The organism is Pedobacter segetis, assembly GCF_016623585.1.
Lineage (GTDB): Bacteria > Bacteroidota > Bacteroidia > Sphingobacteriales > Sphingobacteriaceae > Pseudopedobacter > Pseudopedobacter segetis.
This window is the reverse complement of record NZ_JAEHFY010000002.1, coordinates 149,721-167,070: the sequence shown is the minus strand read 5'-3', so window position 1 is coordinate 167,070 and position 17,350 is coordinate 149,721. Positions and strand designations below refer to the sequence as shown.

Here is a 17,350-nt window from a genome sequence, read left to right as displayed (position 1 = left end):
TAAATACATTATTTACAACAAACAATAAATTTATCTATACATTTGTAGCGCAAATTGCTCTATCGCTGCGCATCAAATAAATTTGATGCGGAGAGGAAAGTCCGGGCAACACAGGGTACCTTGCTTCCTAACGGGAAGGTCCCGATTTGCTATCGGGAACAGAAAGTGCTACAGAAAACAAACTACCTCCAAGGAATTGGCGGAAAAGGTGAAAATGTGAGGTAAGAGCTCACAACTTTGTATGGCGACATACATCGTGGTAAACCTCAGGGGTTGAAAGGCCAAATAAGTCTCGATTTTGGAGTTACCCGTTCCAATTGTTCATTCAATATCGAGATGGGTAGGCCGATAGATCATAACAGCAATGTTATGGCAAGATAAATGATAGAGACATACTGGTTAATTCAGGATGACAGAACCCGGCTTACAAATTTGCATTTTTAAAGCATTTAAAAGTCCTGCGATTAATCGCAGGACTTTTTTATTTCAAAACTGTCTATATTTGCATACACATTTAAAAGATAAACTAAATTATGGCTAAAATTTTAATCATTGATGACGAACGAGCAATCAGAAATACTTTACGTGAAATATTAGAATATGAAGATTATAAGGTTGACGATATTGATAATGGGACTGATGGCTTAGAAATGATTAAAAACATCGGGTACGATCTGGTGCTGTGTGATATTAAAATGAACAGGATGGATGGGATGGAAGTATTAACTTCGGCACAAAAAAGCCATCCTGATGTCCCTTTCATCATGATATCTGGTCATGGTACGGTAGAAACGGCGGTAGAAGCATCTAAAAAAGGGGCTTTTGATTTTATTTCTAAACCACCCGATCTTAACAAACTATTAATTACGGTACGCAATGCTTTAGAAAGAAAAACTTTGGTCACAGAAACCAAAGAGTTAAAGCAAAAAGTAAGCAAATCTAAAACCAGAGAGATCTTGGGAGATTCGCCTGCAATTTCTAAAGTAAAAGAAACCATAGAAAGGGTTGCACCAACAGATGCCAGAGTTTTGATCACTGGCGCAAACGGAAGCGGAAAAGAATTGGTTGCCAGATGGTTACATGAAAAATCTAACAGGGCAAAAGGAACTCTAATAGAAGTAAATTGTGCCGCCATACCATCAGAATTGATAGAATCGGAACTTTTTGGACACGAAAAAGGATCATTTACATCTGCCATAAAACAAAGGATCGGTAAATTTGAACAAGCTAACGGTGGTACTATATTTTTAGATGAGATTGGCGATATGAGCTTATCGGCGCAAGCTAAAGTATTAAGGGCCTTACAAGAAAACAAAATTACCAGGGTTGGTGGCGAAAAAGAAATTGAAGTGAACGTTAGGGTAATTGCAGCTACCAATAAAGATTTGTTAAAAGAGATAGATGCAGGTAATTTTAGGATGGATTTATACCACAGGCTAAACGTTATACATATTCACGTAGCACCACTTATAGAAAGAAAAGAAGACATTACCATGCTTTCTGAAACTTTTTGCGACGAGATCTGCACAGATTATGGTATGCCAGTAAAGAAAATAACCCCTGGTGCACATGAAGCTTTAAAAACACTCCCTTGGACGGGTAATATCCGCGAATTGAGAAATGTAATAGAGCGCTTGATCATCTTGAGCGAGAAAACCATTACCGAAGACGATGTAAGGGCATTCTCTAACCCTAGCGGAAGTATTTACAACCCAACAAATCATTTAGAAACCACCAATAAAGGTTTTGATTTTGATAATTTTTCTAAGTTCCAAGATTTTAAAGACAATGCCGAAATGGAATTTATAAAATATAAATTAGAGAAAAATAATTGGAACGTTTCTAAAACAGCGGAGGATATAGATATACAACGCAGCCATCTTTATAGTAAAATCGAAAAATTTGGGTTAAAACGAAACGATTAATAGACAAAAACTTAATAGGTTTAAAGCTTCGGTTTTTATCAAAGAAGAAATTCTTAAAATAGGCCGGAGCTTTTATTGTTTAAAAAATCATTTGCAATAGAAATCGAATAAAACATTTTATAATTATTTAATTTTTTAGTAAATCTCAATCTATCAGCTAAAAATGGAAAATAACCAAGCCCCTGCCACGATCAGTTTTGAAGATTTTTTAAGGATAGAAATGAGGGTTGGCACCATCATTAAAGCAGAAATGTTTAAAGAAGCAATTAAACCAGCTTATAAACTATGGGTAGATTTTGATGAAATAGGAATAAAAAAAACATCGGCACAAATCACGCAGTTGTACAAACCTAAAGATTTAATTGGCAAGCAAGTGATCGCCGTTGTCAATTTCCCTCCAAAACAAATTGCAAACTTTATTAGCGAGTGCTTAGTCTTAGGAAGTATTGGCGAGCAAAATTGCATCACACTATTAAGTACAGATAAACCAGTTAAAAACGGATTAAAAATTGGGTAATAAAGATTGTTCTTCTTTTATTTTTTATTGGCATGAGATTGGTATTTGAAGATTAAAAATCAACAAACCTAATGTATGGAACAAGCCACCTATTTTCCACCAACCGTAAAAAGAGCCATAGAACTAATTGGGTTATTTTTTATAGGCTATATATTTTATGTAGGCAACAGCATCATTATGCCAATTTTAATGGCATTTTTTTTAAGCATAATGCTTTTGCCCATTTTTAGGTTTTTGCGAAAAAAGAAGTTCCCAGAACCTTTAGCAATCATTATACCTATTCTTATCTTCTTGGTTTTTATAGCACTTCTGCTATGGTTTTTTACCGCACAGATCCAAATTTTGATTGATGATTTCCCTCAAATAAAGCAGAACCTTAATGTGCATTTGAATTCTTTAAGCAAATGGATAAATGGCTTTACAGATTACTCTACCAAAGAACAAATAGAACTTATAAAAGACCAGAGCAATAAATTATTAAACAATACAGGAAGTATATTATCTGGCATAGCCGGATCTGTTTCTGGTGTTTTAATATTTTTTGGATTATTGCCCATCTATATTTATCTCCTTTTGTTTTATAAAAACTTGTTATTAAAATTTGTGATCATGTGGTTTGATAAAGCACAGATCCCCAAAGTTGAAGACGGTTTAAATGATATGGAAGATATTATCAAAAGCTATCTTTTGGGTTTGTTGATACAGATAACCTATATAACCGTTTTATTAGGTGGTACACTTTGGATCATTGGCATAAAACACGCTTTACTAATTGGCGTTTTGTTTGCGCTCTTAAACCTGATACCCTATGTAGGCGCATTGATCGGAAACATTATGGGCGTTTTATTAACCATTAGTTCTACCCAAGAAACTTGGCCAATTTTTACCGTTTTAATAGTAATTGCAGTAGTTCAGTTTTTAGATAACAACATACTGATGCCCCGCATTGTAGGCTCTAAAGTAAAGATAAACAGCATGAGCGCCATTGTGGGCATTTTGATTGGGGGTACGCTGGCAGGTGTTTCTGGGATGTTTTTGGCTTTGCCGATAATTGCTGTTTTGAAAATCATATTTGATCGGGCAGAAGGTTTTGAAAAATGGGGCGTATTGTTAGGGGATGAAAGACCCGATAAAAATCCTATTTTGATCAAAAGCGTGGCAAAAAAAACCGAGAAAGGGAAAAGCGGTTAAAATTAAATTAGATGTTCGTTGTTTCACAATCGGTTTAACCAAATAGATCTATCAGTTTTTTGGGTGCTACCTCGCAATAAGCAGTTTTTAAGGCATCAAAGAATAAATTTGGGTTAACCATGTTAAGTTCAACAATTGTCCAACCTTGCTTACCCCATTTATTATTTACCGGATAAATGATTTTCTTATCGGCAGCCGCAAAAACATCTTGATCTATTAATGATAGCTTGATGTTAGCTTGTTCTTTAGGTGGGTTATAGGTTACGAAGATCTTATTTTTTACCCTGAAAGATATTTTATCAAAGTGAGGTTCTTCCGTTGTTTCTGGAAACGAAAGGGCTATTTCCCTTAATTCATCAAATGTAACCATCCAATAATCATCGTTTTATGCCTTAACCATAATTGCTATTACAAAAATAGAATTTATAACCAATCAATATCTTTCTTTAGTAGGGATAGCGTATGGGCTTCTAAACTACCGGGCTGTGCTTTATAATCATAAACCCAAGAAGCCATTGGTGGCATGCTCATCAAAATAGATTCTATCCTGCCATCGGTTTCTAAACCGAATTTAGTACCAGAATCATACACCAGATTAAACTCTGCATAGCGGCTGCGGCGTTGGTATTGCCATTGTTTTTCTTCAAGAGTGAAATGCTTTTCCCTATTCTCCTTTACCAATTGGTTATAGATGGGGATAAAAGAGTTGCCAATTGCCTCAGAAAAATCAAATAGTTGCTCCCAAGAGAGTTGGGTGCTCATCGGCGTAAGCCTATCATAAAAAATACCGCCAATGCCACGTGTTTCGTTTCTATGTTTGATAAAGAAATAATCATCGGCCCATTTTTTAAATTTTGGATAAAAGCTTGGCGAATACTTATCGCAAGTGTTTTTTAGATACTCATGAAAAAACTTTGCGTCTTTCTCTATTATGTAATGGGGCGTAACATCTATCCCCCCACCAAACCATTGCATGGTATCATCATTAGTTTGCATCTCAAAGTAACGGATATTCATGTGTATAATGGGCACCCAAGGATTATGGGGATGCAGAACAATAGATACGCCTGTTGCAAAAAAATCCTCCTTATCGGTATCAAATGCTTTTTTAATGGCATTTGGGAGCTTGCCATAAACGGCAGAAAAATTAACGCCCCCTTTTTCTATCAAGGCTCCGTTTTGGATAACTTTACTTTTACCGCCGCCGCCGCCAGGGCGTTCCCAGTTTTCTTCCTCAAATAAAGCACCACCATCTAAAATTGTTAAACCTTTGATAATGTTTGATTGTATTTCTTGGTAGGCAGAAGAAATGTTTTCTTTAATTAGCATCAGCTTAATGTTAACCTTAGTTTATTTCTATAGGCCGATAAAAATCTGGTTTTTGAGATAAAACCCTTAAATTCTCCGTTTTCAAAAGCGGGCAGGTACCATAGATCGGCTTCTTCAAATTTGTTGATGATATCTACGATAGAATCTGAAGTATCTACTTCAAACTTTGTTTTAGAAATCAGTTCTTTTACCGTAAGCTTCTCTTGTAGCTCGGGATCCATTAAAAACTTCCTTACCTTATCAAACAATATAAAGCCCACAAATTTCTCGTTATGGTTTTTACAAACTATGATATTACGGGTTGATTGCCTTATCAATTTTAATAAATCTATCAAAGAACTATCGGCATAAATTACTTCGTACTCATTATCTATAATCTCTTCTGGGCTGATAAGCCCTAGTAAATTTTGGTCGTAATCTTCTGTAAATATTTGCTTCTTTGCGATCAGGTGTTTCTTTTCCATAGAATAAGGTTCAAACATCCTGGCAATGGCATAGGCAGAGGTAGAAACCAGCATTAAAGGCAAAATTAGATCATAACCACCGGTAACTTCGGCAATTAAGAATATACCTGTTAAAGGGGCGTACATTACCCCGCTTATTACACCGCACATCCCTACCAATGTAAAATTGCCAACCGGTAAAGAATGGTAATTTAATTTGTTGTTCACGGCGGCAAAAAAGTAACCGCTAAATGCCCCGGCAAACAAAGATGGGGCAAAGTTACCACCGCTACCGCCACTAGAAACCGTAAAAGAATAGGCAAAGCTTTTAAAGATGAAGATGAAACCAACAAAAATGATCAATGCCCAATCGCCTAATTGTGGGATATCGAAAAAGCTTTTGTTTAATAAGCTATTTGCGGAACCAGAGGCCAATATTTTTACGCTAGAGTAGCCCTCGCCAAACAGAGGTGGGAAAAGAAAGCATAGCAGGGCAAGGATCAACCCGCCAAAAATAGCTTTTGAATAATCGCTCCACTTGAACTGGTGCTTAAAAAAATGTTCTATTTTCATGGTTGATCTAGAGTAATATACAGATACTAAACCACTAAAGATACCCAGTAGGATATAATAGAAAATATTTTGATAATCAAATTCTTTAAGGCTTTTAAACTCTAGTAAAATGCTATCATCAAGGATAACTTTAGAAATTAGGGCACCACAAACAGCAGAGATGATCAATGGTATGAAATCAGAAAAAACGGCGCCCACTAAAATAACTTCAATGGCAAACATCATCCCGGTAATGGGTGCATTAAATGCCGCGGCTATACCAGATGCTGCGCCACAACCGATCAATAAAATTCTCTCTCTGTAACTTAGCTTATAAATTCTGGCAAAATTAGAACCTATTGCCCCGCCCGTTACCGCTATTGGCCCTTCTAAACCTGCAGAACCACCAAAACCTACTGTTAATGCACTGGCCACAACTTGCGAATACATTTTGTATTGCGCCATAATGCCAGAGCGTTGGGCAATATCTATCAAAAGGTTAGAGATGCCTTTCCCGTCTTTTCCTTTTAAAAATACCTTAACCACCCAAACCGTAAGTAAAATACCCATTAAAGGTAGAAATAGGTTAAGGTAAGGATAATTGAAAACTTCTAATTGTGCGTCAATAGCCACGTGTAGGTTATGGACAACCGATTTTAGAAAAACGGCAACTATACCTGTTGTTAGCCCAACTAAAATACCAGCTAGAATTAAAAATTGATTTCTGTTTAAATGATCGTGAAGATATTTAAGCACCAGCGTATGCTGCTTTAAAATTTGGATGTATCTGTTATTCTTCAATGTAATTCAAATCTTTACCATAGGTTTCTTCGAGGTTATAAACTGCCAAAAACGCTATTGCCAAAGTAGAGATACCAACAATTAACGCGGCGTGTATGATCCCGAAGGGAGATTTTAACCACTCAAAACTTAATGTTACCAAAACAACCGAACCCCTAATAAAGTTTGGTACTGTGGTGGTAACAGTAGATCTTAAATTTGTTCCGAATTGCTCGGCTGCAATAGTAACAAAAATTACCCAAAATCCAGTAGAAATACCTAAAAGAACGCATATCCAATGGTAAGTTGTGGCCGATATTCTTTTAGAGAACAGAAATATTAACACACTAAAAAGTGTGGCAAATAAAAAGATCACTACAATTTTCTTTCTAGTTTTAAAAACCTGACTTAAAAAGCCTGTTAATAGATCGCCTAAGGAAATGCCAATGTAAGTATATAAAATTCCTTTCCCGGCACTTAACGGTTCTGTTGCGCCCATCGCTTTTCCAAATTCTGGTGCAAAGGTGATCAATATCCCAACTACAAACCACGTTGGCAGGGCAATCAAAGTACAATTGATGTATTTTTTAAATCGGCCCCAATTGTTAAAAAGCATCATAAAGTTTCCTTTACTCACTGCATTGTTTTCTATGTTTTTATAAAGTGAAGATTCCATTACGCCTAAACGCAAAACCAAAAGCACCAATCCCATTCCTCCTCCAACAAAATAAGCGGTTTGCCATTGAAACTCCCCTCCCACTAAACCGGCTACCACTGCTCCCATTAAACCTACGGCGGCAACTATCATGGTTCCATAACCACGCTTTTCTTTACTCATGGTTTCTGCAACCAAAGTAATGCCCGCCCCCAGCTCGCCGGCCAATCCTACGCCTGCAATAAACCTTATAATGGCATAGGTGTTCACATCTGTTACAAAACCATTGGCAATATTGGCAACAGAGTACATTAAGATAGAACCGAAGAGTACTTTTAGTCTTCCCATTTTATCACCCAAAACACCCCATATTATCCCTCCTATCAACATCCCTATCATTTGAGAATTGATGAGCTTAACACCTACCGAAAGTAAATCGGTATCTGCAACGCCTATGCCTTTTAAACTTTGTACACGGATAACGGAGAATAAAACAAGATCATAGATATCTACAAAATAGCCCAAAGAGGCTACGATAATAAGTAAGACTATGTTTCTATTTGTATTTTGAATGCTCATAAAAGGTTTGTTTAGGTGGGATGAAATTACGATTTCTTCTAAACAAAAAAAGCGTTCCGAGAAAATTCGGAACGCCTTTCAAAATTAATCAAAAAGAATTATTTTGTTGGTGGTGGTAACAGAACCGCATCAATTACGTGTGTTACCCCATTACTTGAAATTACATCAGGGATGGTAACCTTTGCATCTCCAACCATAACAACTCCGTCTTTAACAGAAACCTTTAATTTTTCTCCCTCAACAGTTGTTAATTCCATTCCGTCTTTCAAATCGGCGGCTTTGTAAGCACCCGCAACAACATGGTAAGTTAAAACTTTTGTCAGATCACTTTTCATTGATGGTTTTAAAAGGTTATCAACGGTTCCTGCTGGTAAGGCAGCAAAAGCTTCATTTGTTGGGGCAAAAACAGTAAATGGGCCAGTTCCGCTTAAAGTTTCTACTAAACCTGCAGCTTTAACGGCGGCAACCAAAGTTGTATGATCGCTAGACATTACCGCGTTTTCTACAATATTTTTAGATGGAACCATCATGGCACCACCAACCATTACACCTTCACTAGCCATTGTGGTATCCATTGCCATAGAAGAACTATCGGTAGCCATAGAATCTGTATTAGAATCGGCTGTTTTGTTGCTATTACAAGCTGTAATAGAAGTTGCAACAACAGCAGCTGCCATCACAAAGTTTAAGATTGACTTTTTCATTTTTAAATTTTTAGTTTTTAATTTTTGTTTTATTATTTAAAGTACGTTATAAACAGGATAACAGTTTTTTATCATTTTAGTTTTAGGGTATGGTTAAAATTTATCCAATACGCTTTTTATGCTTATAGCCTAAGTTTGGATGGCATTTTTGGAAATTTTTAAAGATAGACCGGGCATTTCTACAAAATTTGCCTTGTTTAGCCAAAAAACAAATGATAGACGATTTAATAACATAAATTTAAACTTACACTTACATAGATTTTATTTTCTGGGGTAAACATTTTCTAAAAACTATGGTTTACAGATAAGCGTACTTTAGAAATAATATGGACGACAATAAATTTTTGATTGGTAAAAATGTGCTTGATCAGCTTTGTGCAGAATGCGGAGGGGTGGGCAAAAAAGCAATTATCGTTACCAAAAAAAACTTGAACCCTTACATTGGTTTGTATGCAAGGGTTTTATCATTGTTAAACATCTGCGGTTTAGAGCATGTTACCTTTCAATGCGATCAACAAAAGCCTGCCTTTTCTGATGCAGAACAAGCCATAAAAATTGCCAAGAACAAAGAAGTAAATTTTGTGATAGCCATTGGTTGTAAAGCCATCATAGAGGTTGCTAAAGCTACCGCTATCGGATTTTACGCTAACTGCCCAATAAGTGATTTTTATAAGGATGATACCGTTTCTCCCAGCAATGCCCTCCCGATATACAATATTCTTACAGAAAGAGAATTAGAAATAGATAACCAGCATATTTCTCTTTTTAAAGATAAAAACGAAAACAAATTATTTTCTAAGTACCTTATACCAAAGGTTTCTTTTTTAGATCTTGATTATGTTAGGGATTAACATCGCACCACTCAAACCTATCCGTCATGATGCCCCTGGGGTGTTCCCTGCCTATTTTAAAACCAAACCAATTCTTTGGTGCATAAACTTTATTCTTTTTAGGGCTTAAATAACAAGCCCACCAAGCAAATGTACTGTTGGATATAATGGCAATATCTGCATTTTGGATAATCTGAAAATCTATAATTTCATTATTGGAGGAAAAAATAAAATTGTGTTGCGGGGGAAAAACCTTTTTAACATGCTCCATATCATCACTTACAAATATGACTTTATAGTTTTCCGAATTTTCAATTGCGTTTAAACGTTCTTTAAAATACGGCATCGGCAAAGAAATATCCCGCTTTCTGCGCTCGCCATAACTCATATAATCTGTTCTCCTTATATGCACAACCACTATTTTATGGTTTGCGAACAATTCTCCATATTGATTTTGAAAATCATCTACAAAAGCTTTCTTAATTTTAAATTGAGGTTTCTTTTTTAATTGCTCATAATAGTAGGCCGATTGAAAATATCCCCTGTAAAGGGAATTATTCTTGATTTTAAAAGGTTTGGGGATAACCCAATTATGGATAAAAATATTTTTTAAGCTAAACAATGTTGGCAAAACACGGGTAATGGCAGAATAGCCTTTAGAGCCGAGCAAGAAATTATCGTTCCCTTCTAAATCAAAATATTTTTCGATATAAGCATGATGAGGATTGGAGAAAAAGACCATTCTTTTTGTTTCCTTTTCTTTCATGTATTTTAAAAATACATACTGAAAAAGCTGGTTTCCTAATCTGCCATCAAACCTAACGCCTATCATAATTTGCCCTTATTTTTAAATCTTATAACCTGTGGTTTAACAAAATTTTGATAAAATTCTGGATAAAAACGATACGCATAAACAAAAGCATGGTAAAATTTTACGCCCAATTCTTTTCTCAAAATAATTTGGGCAATAGTAAAACCCAGTATATTAGAAATTAATGTGGCATAAGCTGCGCCTATTATCCCCATGTTTAAAATGAAGAAATAATTTAAAATAAGGTTAGTTGCCGCAGTTACTACCACGATATAAAAAGTGGTTTTTGTTTTGCCGATAGAATCTAGGATAGTCCCAAATTGCCGCCCGAAGGGGATCAGTAAAGTATAAAGTAACGTAACCCGCAAAATAGAACCCGCATTTGTGTATTTATTACCGGCCAATAGGTATAAAATAAAATCTGGGAAAATATAGATGAAGATCAAACCCGGGATCAGGATTGCCAAAATGGTCCCCACAGATTTTTCATATAGATATTTGATAGATTCTTTCCCCTCTGTTTCCATTCTTTTGGCACTTTGCGGGAAAACGATATTTGCCACGGCCGTAGTTGGTATATCAATCAAATTCACGATTTTTACCGCCACATTAAACACTCCTGATGCTATTGGCGAAATAATCCCCGAAAGCATCATTTGATCTACACTCCCCGATAAAATAGAACTCATAGAAGTACCAAAGGCATATTTTCCGTAATTGAAAAGTTTGATCATCCAAGTTTTAAAAAAACCAAAAGCGAAATTTAGATAAGATCTGGTGTAAAAATATGCAATGACCATGGCTACCAGTGAGCCGAAAATTTGCACCACCACTAAATGATAAAGCGGAATATCTACGTTAAACACAAAGCAATACAACACATAAAAAAAGTAAATGGCTTGAAAAACCGTATTGGAAACAAAAACGCCTTTAAATTTAAGATTTGCCTGCTCAATACAATTGAATTGCGTTAAAACTCCATTTAAAACATAAATTATATTGAACAAGTAAAACAGGTTTACCAAATCAGGTGATTTTAATAACCTGGCCAACAAACTTCCCAAAGCCAGATTTAAAACCACAATAACCACTGTAATGATCATATTGATGGTAAAAGCGGCCGTCATTATTTTTGGCTTGTCTTCTTCGCTGGCTCCTGAAAGAAATTTGATCAAAGCATTTTTGATCAGCCCATCCCTAAAAATATTTAAAATGGTAATGGTGGTCATGTAAACTGTCCATTCGCCAAAATCATGTTTGCTTAAAACTCTTACCAAAAAGAAAAAACTACCGAAACCAAAAATAACGCTTGCAAAATTTTGCAGTACATTGATAAAGCCAGATCTGATCCAATAATTACCTTCGCCCCTCATTAATTTTTTAAATATTGGTGAACGTAATTTCTTAACTCTTCATCTGTTTTTGCATGGTATATTTTTGCTCCAGAAAGTTTGGGGAACAGCTTTTGAAAACATCCAAAATGATGCTCCGGACCTTTTTTAGACAATATGATATTTGAGCCTTCAAAACAACTGGCCAAAGCAGCCGTACCGCCATGTATAGAAATAAACTTATCCGCATTAGCGTAAACACACATTTGGAAATGATTGTAATTATGGGCCTTAATTTTATTCTCGGTATATAGATCATCCATCAAAACTACCGAAGGATAATTTTCTTTGATCCAATCATATTCGTTTAGATCGCTTACTTCACTGGTATCAGAGGTAATGTTTTTTGCCTTTGGGCGATTATAAACTATTTGATATTTGTCTCCCAACAGATCAAAGATATATTTTAAAGTTTCAATACTAAAAAAACTGATGGGTGGCCCATCCCATTCGGTATTATACCTATTTGCTACCATTAGGATAGGTTTATCAAAAACATAAATATCGTTTTTGAAATGTGCTTTATAAGGCACCATTTCCCATTTCTTCATGTCATAATCCTGACTGTACAAAATCCTTGGTGTTTCGTAATTGTAATTTCCCTCGTTTGTCCTTACCTCATAAATTTCTTGGTGGTTTGGCGAAAAAAAGTACATCTCGGAAGTGAATTTTGCGCCTTCTGTATTAAGCAAAGTGCCATTTTTATAGTGCCAATAAGCAAATGGGATCACAAATTCCAATTCGGGGGCAAACTCGCCATTAAAAGAAATGGTCTTATATTTTTTTTTGAGGATATAATCCTTAAAAAAATATTGCCATTGCACAAATTGGCAATAGTAAGTATCTCGATAATAATATCTTATATCATGATGTAATTTGCCGAAACGCAATCTTACATATAAGCTAATTAGCTTGGTAACTATATTATTTGGGATATGTTGTTGTTGGTTCAAATCTTTTTACCGTTGATATATTCTGATAATCTTTTGGTGTGCAGCTTAAATCTATGTTTAAAAGCCTTTAAAATCCCACCCTCGGCTATCAATCTTCTTGATGAGGTAAAAACACGGGCGTTTTTTTGTGTAACCAAAAACAGATTTCCAGATTTCATCAGGTTTACCGCCATTCTGCCATCCTCAGATTCATCTACATAATCATCGCTACCCAAGGCATTATCAAATTTACGTACATTTTTTACTTTAAAACCTCCGTTTGCTAAACCAACAGCGGTTTTAAAACCCATATTAAACCCTAAAAAATTGATATGCTCTCTATTTTTTTTTCTTAGCCTGATAATAATCCCTGCAAAACGCTCATAAAGCCAAAAGAAAAAACGCTCTCCTTCCCTTTCGGGGATAAATGCGTACCTGGCGTAAACACCTACTATTTTGTCAGAATTTTCTAGGGGTTTTATCATGGTATCAATCCATTTTGGGGGATAAAAGGTATCGGAATCTGCACACAGATGATATTTTCCTTTAGCATTTTCTAAACCCATTTGCCTAGCAAAAGTTATCCCTTGCTCAGGCTGAAAAAAGTTTTTAACGCCCAACTGCTCTAATACCGTTTGGGTTTGATCTGTAGAATTGTTATTGATAACCACTATTTCTACTTTTCGCTTGGTTTGGTTAGCGGCCAAAGAAGAAAGCGTTCTAAAGATATTGTCTTCTTCGTTCCAAGCGGGGATAATGATAGAAACTTCTGGGGCAGGGGATGCCAATTTCGCCAATCCTGCTTTGATTAAATTTAGCTCTTCAGAGGTTAAATCTGCAAATTTCTTCTGTTTATATTGATGTTTTCTTAACCATTTTGGCAAACTGAACAAGGCTACATACATATCTTTATCCTTTCAGTTTATAAATCAATAAATCGGTGTTAAACCTTAAGTATCGGTAAATTTCCCTTAAGCCATTAATAAGGAAACTGTTGTTGTTTCTCCAAAAATTACGTTTTACGGTGCTAGGTTCTTCCACAGTATTTTCTTGGTCTATCAATTCTGTAATATGCTCATAAAAATAAACCCTTGGTTTTTTACTCAAAACCTGCATCATCATTTTATATTCTGTACGATCAGATTTTATTCCTTCGGCATACCTTCCAAATCTTTCAAAAAAATTGCTCCTCCTTAAATGTGGATGATCGCTGTAAACATAAAATTTACGATAGCCCTGCCAAATTTTATAAAATTTAAAAATAACCTCGCCAAAACCTTCTTTAATATCTCTTAAATGGGGATATTTAAAATAGGCGTAAAACCTCACAAGATCCAAATCGGCATTTTTTTGCATAAATTGAAATGCCAAATTAAGCTTTTCGCCAAACTTTTCTTTTGGGATAAAATCTTCTTGTATGTATAAGGTATAAGGTGTTTTAACCGCATCTTGCCCTTTATTGATATTGTTGCCCAAACCTTTATTTGTTGGGGTGTTAAGTAAATCAAAATTAAATTCTTCTTTTAATTTCTTCAGGCTTTTAAGATGGACTTGGTTACTGGCATCATCAGAAACGATGATATTGCCAAAGCTTATCTTCAGTTTAGAAAATGTTTCCAATAAATTTCTTAACGATTTACTTCTGTTATAATGGGTAACCAATAAAGTAATATCATCAAATTTATACATTAATGAAGCTAGCTAAATTTATTTCAAATTAAATATAATCCTTAAGACCCAATTTTGGTCAATCTTTTTTTAAGTTTGATCATTGCTTTATGCACCAATCGGTAAAAATCGCTTTTTAAAGGCATCCCTCTCCATGGGGTCATATCCAAATATTTAAAAAACTCTTTCCTAAATTCTGGATCAGACTGGTAGGATTTGAAAAACGGTTTAATATCTAAAAAATGGATACATTTTGGTTTTGGGTGATAATTATTTGCAAACCAGTTCCATAAAGGATATATCTCTAACCAATTTTGCGCAAATACCACATTTAAACCATATTGATCTGCATAATTTACATGTTCAATATAATCATCCATTGCCTTAAATACCTTTTGTGGGATATTTTCTTGCCGCCATTTTTCACAATCGATGATCATTAAACCAGAGTTAAAGTATTTTGCATCTGCCGGCAAGCCCAGTTCTTTATAATTTGGGATGCCTCCCCAAGCGCATCCCACAGTTTTACCCACATCCAATACAGCCGCCATGGTATAGCCTTGCAAATCGATATTCCATAACTCAGAAACATCGTTTTTCACGATCATATCTACATCAAAATAAAGGAGTTTTTTAACCTCCTTATCTAAAATATATGGTGCAAAAAGCCTTAAATAGGCAGTTTTAGGAAATGCAGAATTATCTGCCGGGAACTTTACATCTTTAGGAAAAACGTTTTCTGCGGCGATCCAACGTAATTGTATTTTTTCAGAATCCTTTACGGCCTGGTTTACTTTTTCTTGGTTTTTTAAAGAAATCTTATCGTTTAAGATATGAAAAAAGATGGTTTCATCACTTAGGTGATTGCAATCTATGGATTTTACCAAAGCTGCCAATAAAACCACATATCCGTTATTACTTGCTAATGCGATGTGTATTTTATTGTTTTTAACAGCCATTTACACCAAATATAAATTTCAGTTTATGAAACGAAGAATAAATATGAGAATTGATTTGTCGATCTACCTCAAAACCTAAAGATAACTTCAAAAATATTTTGGGCCAAAACTTCATTGTATCTATAATGAAAGGTATCGCAACATTGTTTAATGATCATTAAACCAAAATTTTCTGGCACATGATCTAAAGAAAGGTAATCTAATGCCGGAGGTTCTAAAAACTCTATTTCGTTTTCTCCTTTTATGTTGATCAGAAGGGTGTAGTTGTTACCTAGTATCGCATTTATTTTTGAAGGACCGGTAAAGGGATCAATAGGGAAATCATAGTGCTTATCCGTATCAACATCTTTAAACGTAAACCGTTCGCCGTTATCTATTTTTTTGATCACTACTTCGTTTTGATAACATTGAATATCGAGATATGATACCACTTTACCATGTTTCATGGCGTTTGTAAGCAGCTCCATAATAGCGAGTTTAAATTTTGCGGTTCTTTTGAAATCTTTCCCGAGGCCAGAATTTTTGTTTGCAAAATCTAAGCATTGATCAATAAAAAAACGATAGCTTGTAATTTGTAAGGGAATTTCTAACGTTAGATTGCCTGTTTTGACTACCATTATTTTAGGCTGTTAATGGCTTCGTCTGTATTGTGGTAAATTTTAAAAACTTTATCCAAACGGGTAAGTTCAAAAAGGGCCATTACATCATTACTGATGTTTGCCAAAACAATCTCTCCGTTTTTAGAAAGCACCTTTTTAAGGCCCGCAACCAATGCCCCAATAAAAGAACTATCCATATATAGCACATTGCTCATGTCTATAACCATTTTTGGAGCTTCATTACCACAATTATCGTAAATGAAATTCTTAAACTCTTCAGACTCGTTTAAACTTGCCTCAACCAGGGCTAAGGTTATGATGGTAATATCACCAGAAATTTCTTTTGTAAAATTCATTTCTATATTCTTTTTATTTGTATTAAACTGCAATCATCTACCTGATATTTTTCTTTGTTAAATATGTTGGAAGTAATTTCATCAAATGTTTTTTCTTCTGATAATAAATTCTCTAATTGAGAAATAAATAGGTTAATATCTGTCTTTTTTACCCCGTTGGCTTCATAATCAATTACCCCATCAGAGAGTAAAAAAAGCTGGTCCTTAGGTATGCACTGTATCACTTGTTCATTAAAGTTGCCTACTTCAAAAAAACCCAATAAAAGCCCTTTAGATTTATATTGGTTTATCTTTTTATCTTCATTTTTATATTTTAACAATGGCAAATCACTTGCGCCAGAATAGGTTAACTCTCCTTTTTCATCATCTATCAAAACCAAACTTAAGGTAGAGTAAATATCATCCAAAAAATCATCTGCATGGATAACTTGGTTGATCCTTTGCATAATTTTGGCAACAGAAAGGTTCCCATCAAAAACACAAAGCCTTATTGCGGATCTTATGTAAGATAAAAATGTGAACGAGAAAAACCAGGCTCCCCATTTTTTGCCCATTACATCGCCCAAAACCAAAAAAGTATAACGCTCGTCTATTTTTATCAAATCTATAAAATCGCCGCCGGGGTGGTTTTGGTAAGTTTGATGGAAAATATCAATTTGAAAATTCTTGAATTTTAGGTTTTTTGAAGGGACATTCTTTAAATTAAGCCTATCTGCAACCATTTTCAACTCATTAACCGATTGCTCTTTTTGATCCTTTACGGTCTCTAAAATATTATTGATTTTGGCGATCAGCTGTTCTTTAGGGATCCCCTTCGGGATGTAATCTATGGCCTTTAAAGAGAGGCCTTTTTCTATAAAAACCTCTTTGTTGTGGGCGGTTAAAAATAAAAAAGGGATGTTATGGTATTTATCGCTATTGAGAAGGATCTCTTTAAACTCGAAACCATCTAATTGATCCATCTCTAAATCAGAGATGATCAAATCTGGCAGATCATCTTTCAAAATATCCATGGCATCTAGTACAGATTGCGCCTTGTTTACCATAAAACCAGCATTCTCCAATACTTTTTGCAACAGTACCAGCTGGATCAGTTCATCATCAACTACCAGTATTTTCTTTTTCACAA

18 protein-coding genes and 1 other RNA gene are annotated in these 17,350 nt (G+C 35.1%); 5 read left to right on the top strand and 14 right to left on the bottom strand.

Annotated features, from left to right (window positions below; genetic code table 11):
* Positions 1-46 precede the first annotated feature (46 nt).
* From rnpB to I5M32_RS02075, 4 genes are all read left to right on the top strand, one after another.
* Positions 47-443: RNase P RNA component class A (gene rnpB, locus I5M32_RS02090), an RNA gene on the top strand.
* Positions 444-533: 90 nt separating this feature from the next.
* Positions 534-1,925: a sigma-54-dependent transcriptional regulator gene (locus tag I5M32_RS02085; protein ID WP_200584516.1), complete on the top strand. Its 1,392-nt coding sequence runs from the start codon at positions 534-536 to the stop codon at positions 1,923-1,925.
* Between the two features lie 163 nt (positions 1,926-2,088).
* Entirely contained in the window at positions 2,089-2,442 is a 354-nt protein-coding gene (locus tag I5M32_RS02080) for a tRNA-binding protein (protein ID WP_200584515.1), read from the top strand.
* Between the two features lie 75 nt (positions 2,443-2,517).
* Positions 2,518-3,633: an AI-2E family transporter gene (locus I5M32_RS02075; protein WP_200584514.1), complete on the top strand. Its 1,116-nt coding sequence runs from the start codon at positions 2,518-2,520 to the stop codon at positions 3,631-3,633.
* Positions 3,634-3,667: 34 nt separating this feature from the next.
* On the opposite strand, the gene I5M32_RS02070 is transcribed toward I5M32_RS02075, so the two are convergent.
* From I5M32_RS02070 to I5M32_RS02050, 5 genes are all read right to left on the bottom strand, one after another.
* Positions 3,668-4,003: an MmcQ/YjbR family DNA-binding protein gene (locus tag I5M32_RS02070; protein ID WP_200584513.1), complete on the bottom strand. Its 336-nt coding sequence runs from the start codon at positions 4,001-4,003 to the stop codon at positions 3,668-3,670.
* 53 nt (positions 4,004-4,056) lie between these two features.
* A complete protein-coding gene (hemF, locus tag I5M32_RS02065) occupies positions 4,057-4,962 on the bottom strand; it encodes an oxygen-dependent coproporphyrinogen oxidase (protein ID WP_200584512.1) in 906 nt (301 codons plus the stop codon).
* A complete protein-coding gene (locus I5M32_RS02060; RefSeq protein WP_234461830.1) occupies positions 4,962-6,758 on the bottom strand; it encodes a chloride channel protein in 1,797 nt (598 codons plus the stop codon). The genes hemF and I5M32_RS02060 overlap by 1 nt, the downstream gene beginning before the upstream one ends.
* The gene (locus tag I5M32_RS02055) at positions 6,748-7,971 is read right to left on the bottom strand and encodes an MFS transporter (protein ID WP_200584511.1); all 1,224 of its coding nucleotides are present in this window, start codon (positions 7,969-7,971) and stop codon (positions 6,748-6,750) included. Before I5M32_RS02055 ends, I5M32_RS02060 begins: the two co-directional genes overlap by 11 nt.
* Positions 7,972-8,069: 98 nt before the next feature.
* Positions 8,070-8,675 carry a fasciclin domain-containing protein gene (locus tag I5M32_RS02050; protein ID WP_200584510.1) on the bottom strand — a complete coding sequence of 202 codons (606 nt, stop codon included), beginning with the start codon at positions 8,673-8,675 and terminating at the stop codon, positions 8,070-8,072.
* Between the two features lie 326 nt (positions 8,676-9,001).
* Here I5M32_RS02050 and I5M32_RS02045 point away from each other — a divergent pair, with 326 nt between their 5' ends.
* On the top strand, positions 9,002-9,526 hold the full coding sequence (locus tag I5M32_RS02045; protein ID WP_200584509.1) for an iron-containing alcohol dehydrogenase: 525 nt from the start codon (positions 9,002-9,004) through the stop codon (positions 9,524-9,526).
* On the opposite strand, the gene I5M32_RS02040 is transcribed toward I5M32_RS02045, so the two are convergent.
* From I5M32_RS02040 to I5M32_RS02000, 9 genes are all read right to left on the bottom strand, one after another.
* Complete coding sequence (locus I5M32_RS02040) at positions 9,516-10,337, bottom strand: alpha-1,2-fucosyltransferase (protein WP_200584508.1); 822 nt, start codon at positions 10,335-10,337, stop codon at positions 9,516-9,518. The genes I5M32_RS02045 and I5M32_RS02040 overlap by 11 nt on opposite strands.
* Positions 10,334-11,689 (bottom strand): flippase, encoded by a 1,356-nt coding sequence (locus I5M32_RS02035; protein ID WP_200584507.1) that lies wholly within the window; start codon positions 11,687-11,689, stop codon positions 10,334-10,336. Before I5M32_RS02035 ends, I5M32_RS02040 begins: the two co-directional genes overlap by 4 nt.
* A complete protein-coding gene (locus I5M32_RS02030; RefSeq protein WP_234461829.1) occupies positions 11,689-12,660 on the bottom strand; it encodes a hypothetical protein in 972 nt (323 codons plus the stop codon). The genes I5M32_RS02035 and I5M32_RS02030 overlap by 1 nt, the downstream gene beginning before the upstream one ends.
* The gene (locus tag I5M32_RS02025) at positions 12,657-13,544 is read right to left on the bottom strand and encodes a glycosyltransferase family 2 protein (protein WP_200584506.1); all 888 of its coding nucleotides are present in this window, start codon (positions 13,542-13,544) and stop codon (positions 12,657-12,659) included. Before I5M32_RS02025 ends, I5M32_RS02030 begins: the two co-directional genes overlap by 4 nt.
* A 4-nt stretch (positions 13,545-13,548) precedes the next feature.
* Positions 13,549-14,328 carry a glycosyltransferase gene (locus I5M32_RS02020; protein ID WP_200584505.1) on the bottom strand — a complete coding sequence of 260 codons (780 nt, stop codon included), beginning with the start codon at positions 14,326-14,328 and terminating at the stop codon, positions 13,549-13,551.
* 41 nt (positions 14,329-14,369) lie between these two features.
* On the bottom strand, positions 14,370-15,266 hold the full coding sequence (locus I5M32_RS02015; protein ID WP_200584504.1) for a glycosyltransferase family 8 protein: 897 nt from the start codon (positions 15,264-15,266) through the stop codon (positions 14,370-14,372).
* 68 nt (positions 15,267-15,334) lie between these two features.
* A complete protein-coding gene (locus I5M32_RS02010; protein ID WP_200584503.1) occupies positions 15,335-15,883 on the bottom strand; it encodes a hypothetical protein in 549 nt (182 codons plus the stop codon).
* On the bottom strand, positions 15,883-16,221 hold the full coding sequence (locus tag I5M32_RS02005; RefSeq protein ID WP_200584502.1) for an STAS domain-containing protein: 339 nt from the start codon (positions 16,219-16,221) through the stop codon (positions 15,883-15,885). Before I5M32_RS02005 ends, I5M32_RS02010 begins: the two co-directional genes overlap by 1 nt.
* Before the next feature lie 2 nt (positions 16,222-16,223).
* On the bottom strand, positions 16,224-17,348 hold the full coding sequence (locus tag I5M32_RS02000; protein ID WP_200584501.1) for a SpoIIE family protein phosphatase: 1,125 nt from the start codon (positions 17,346-17,348) through the stop codon (positions 16,224-16,226).
* Positions 17,349-17,350: the final 2 nt, after the last annotated feature.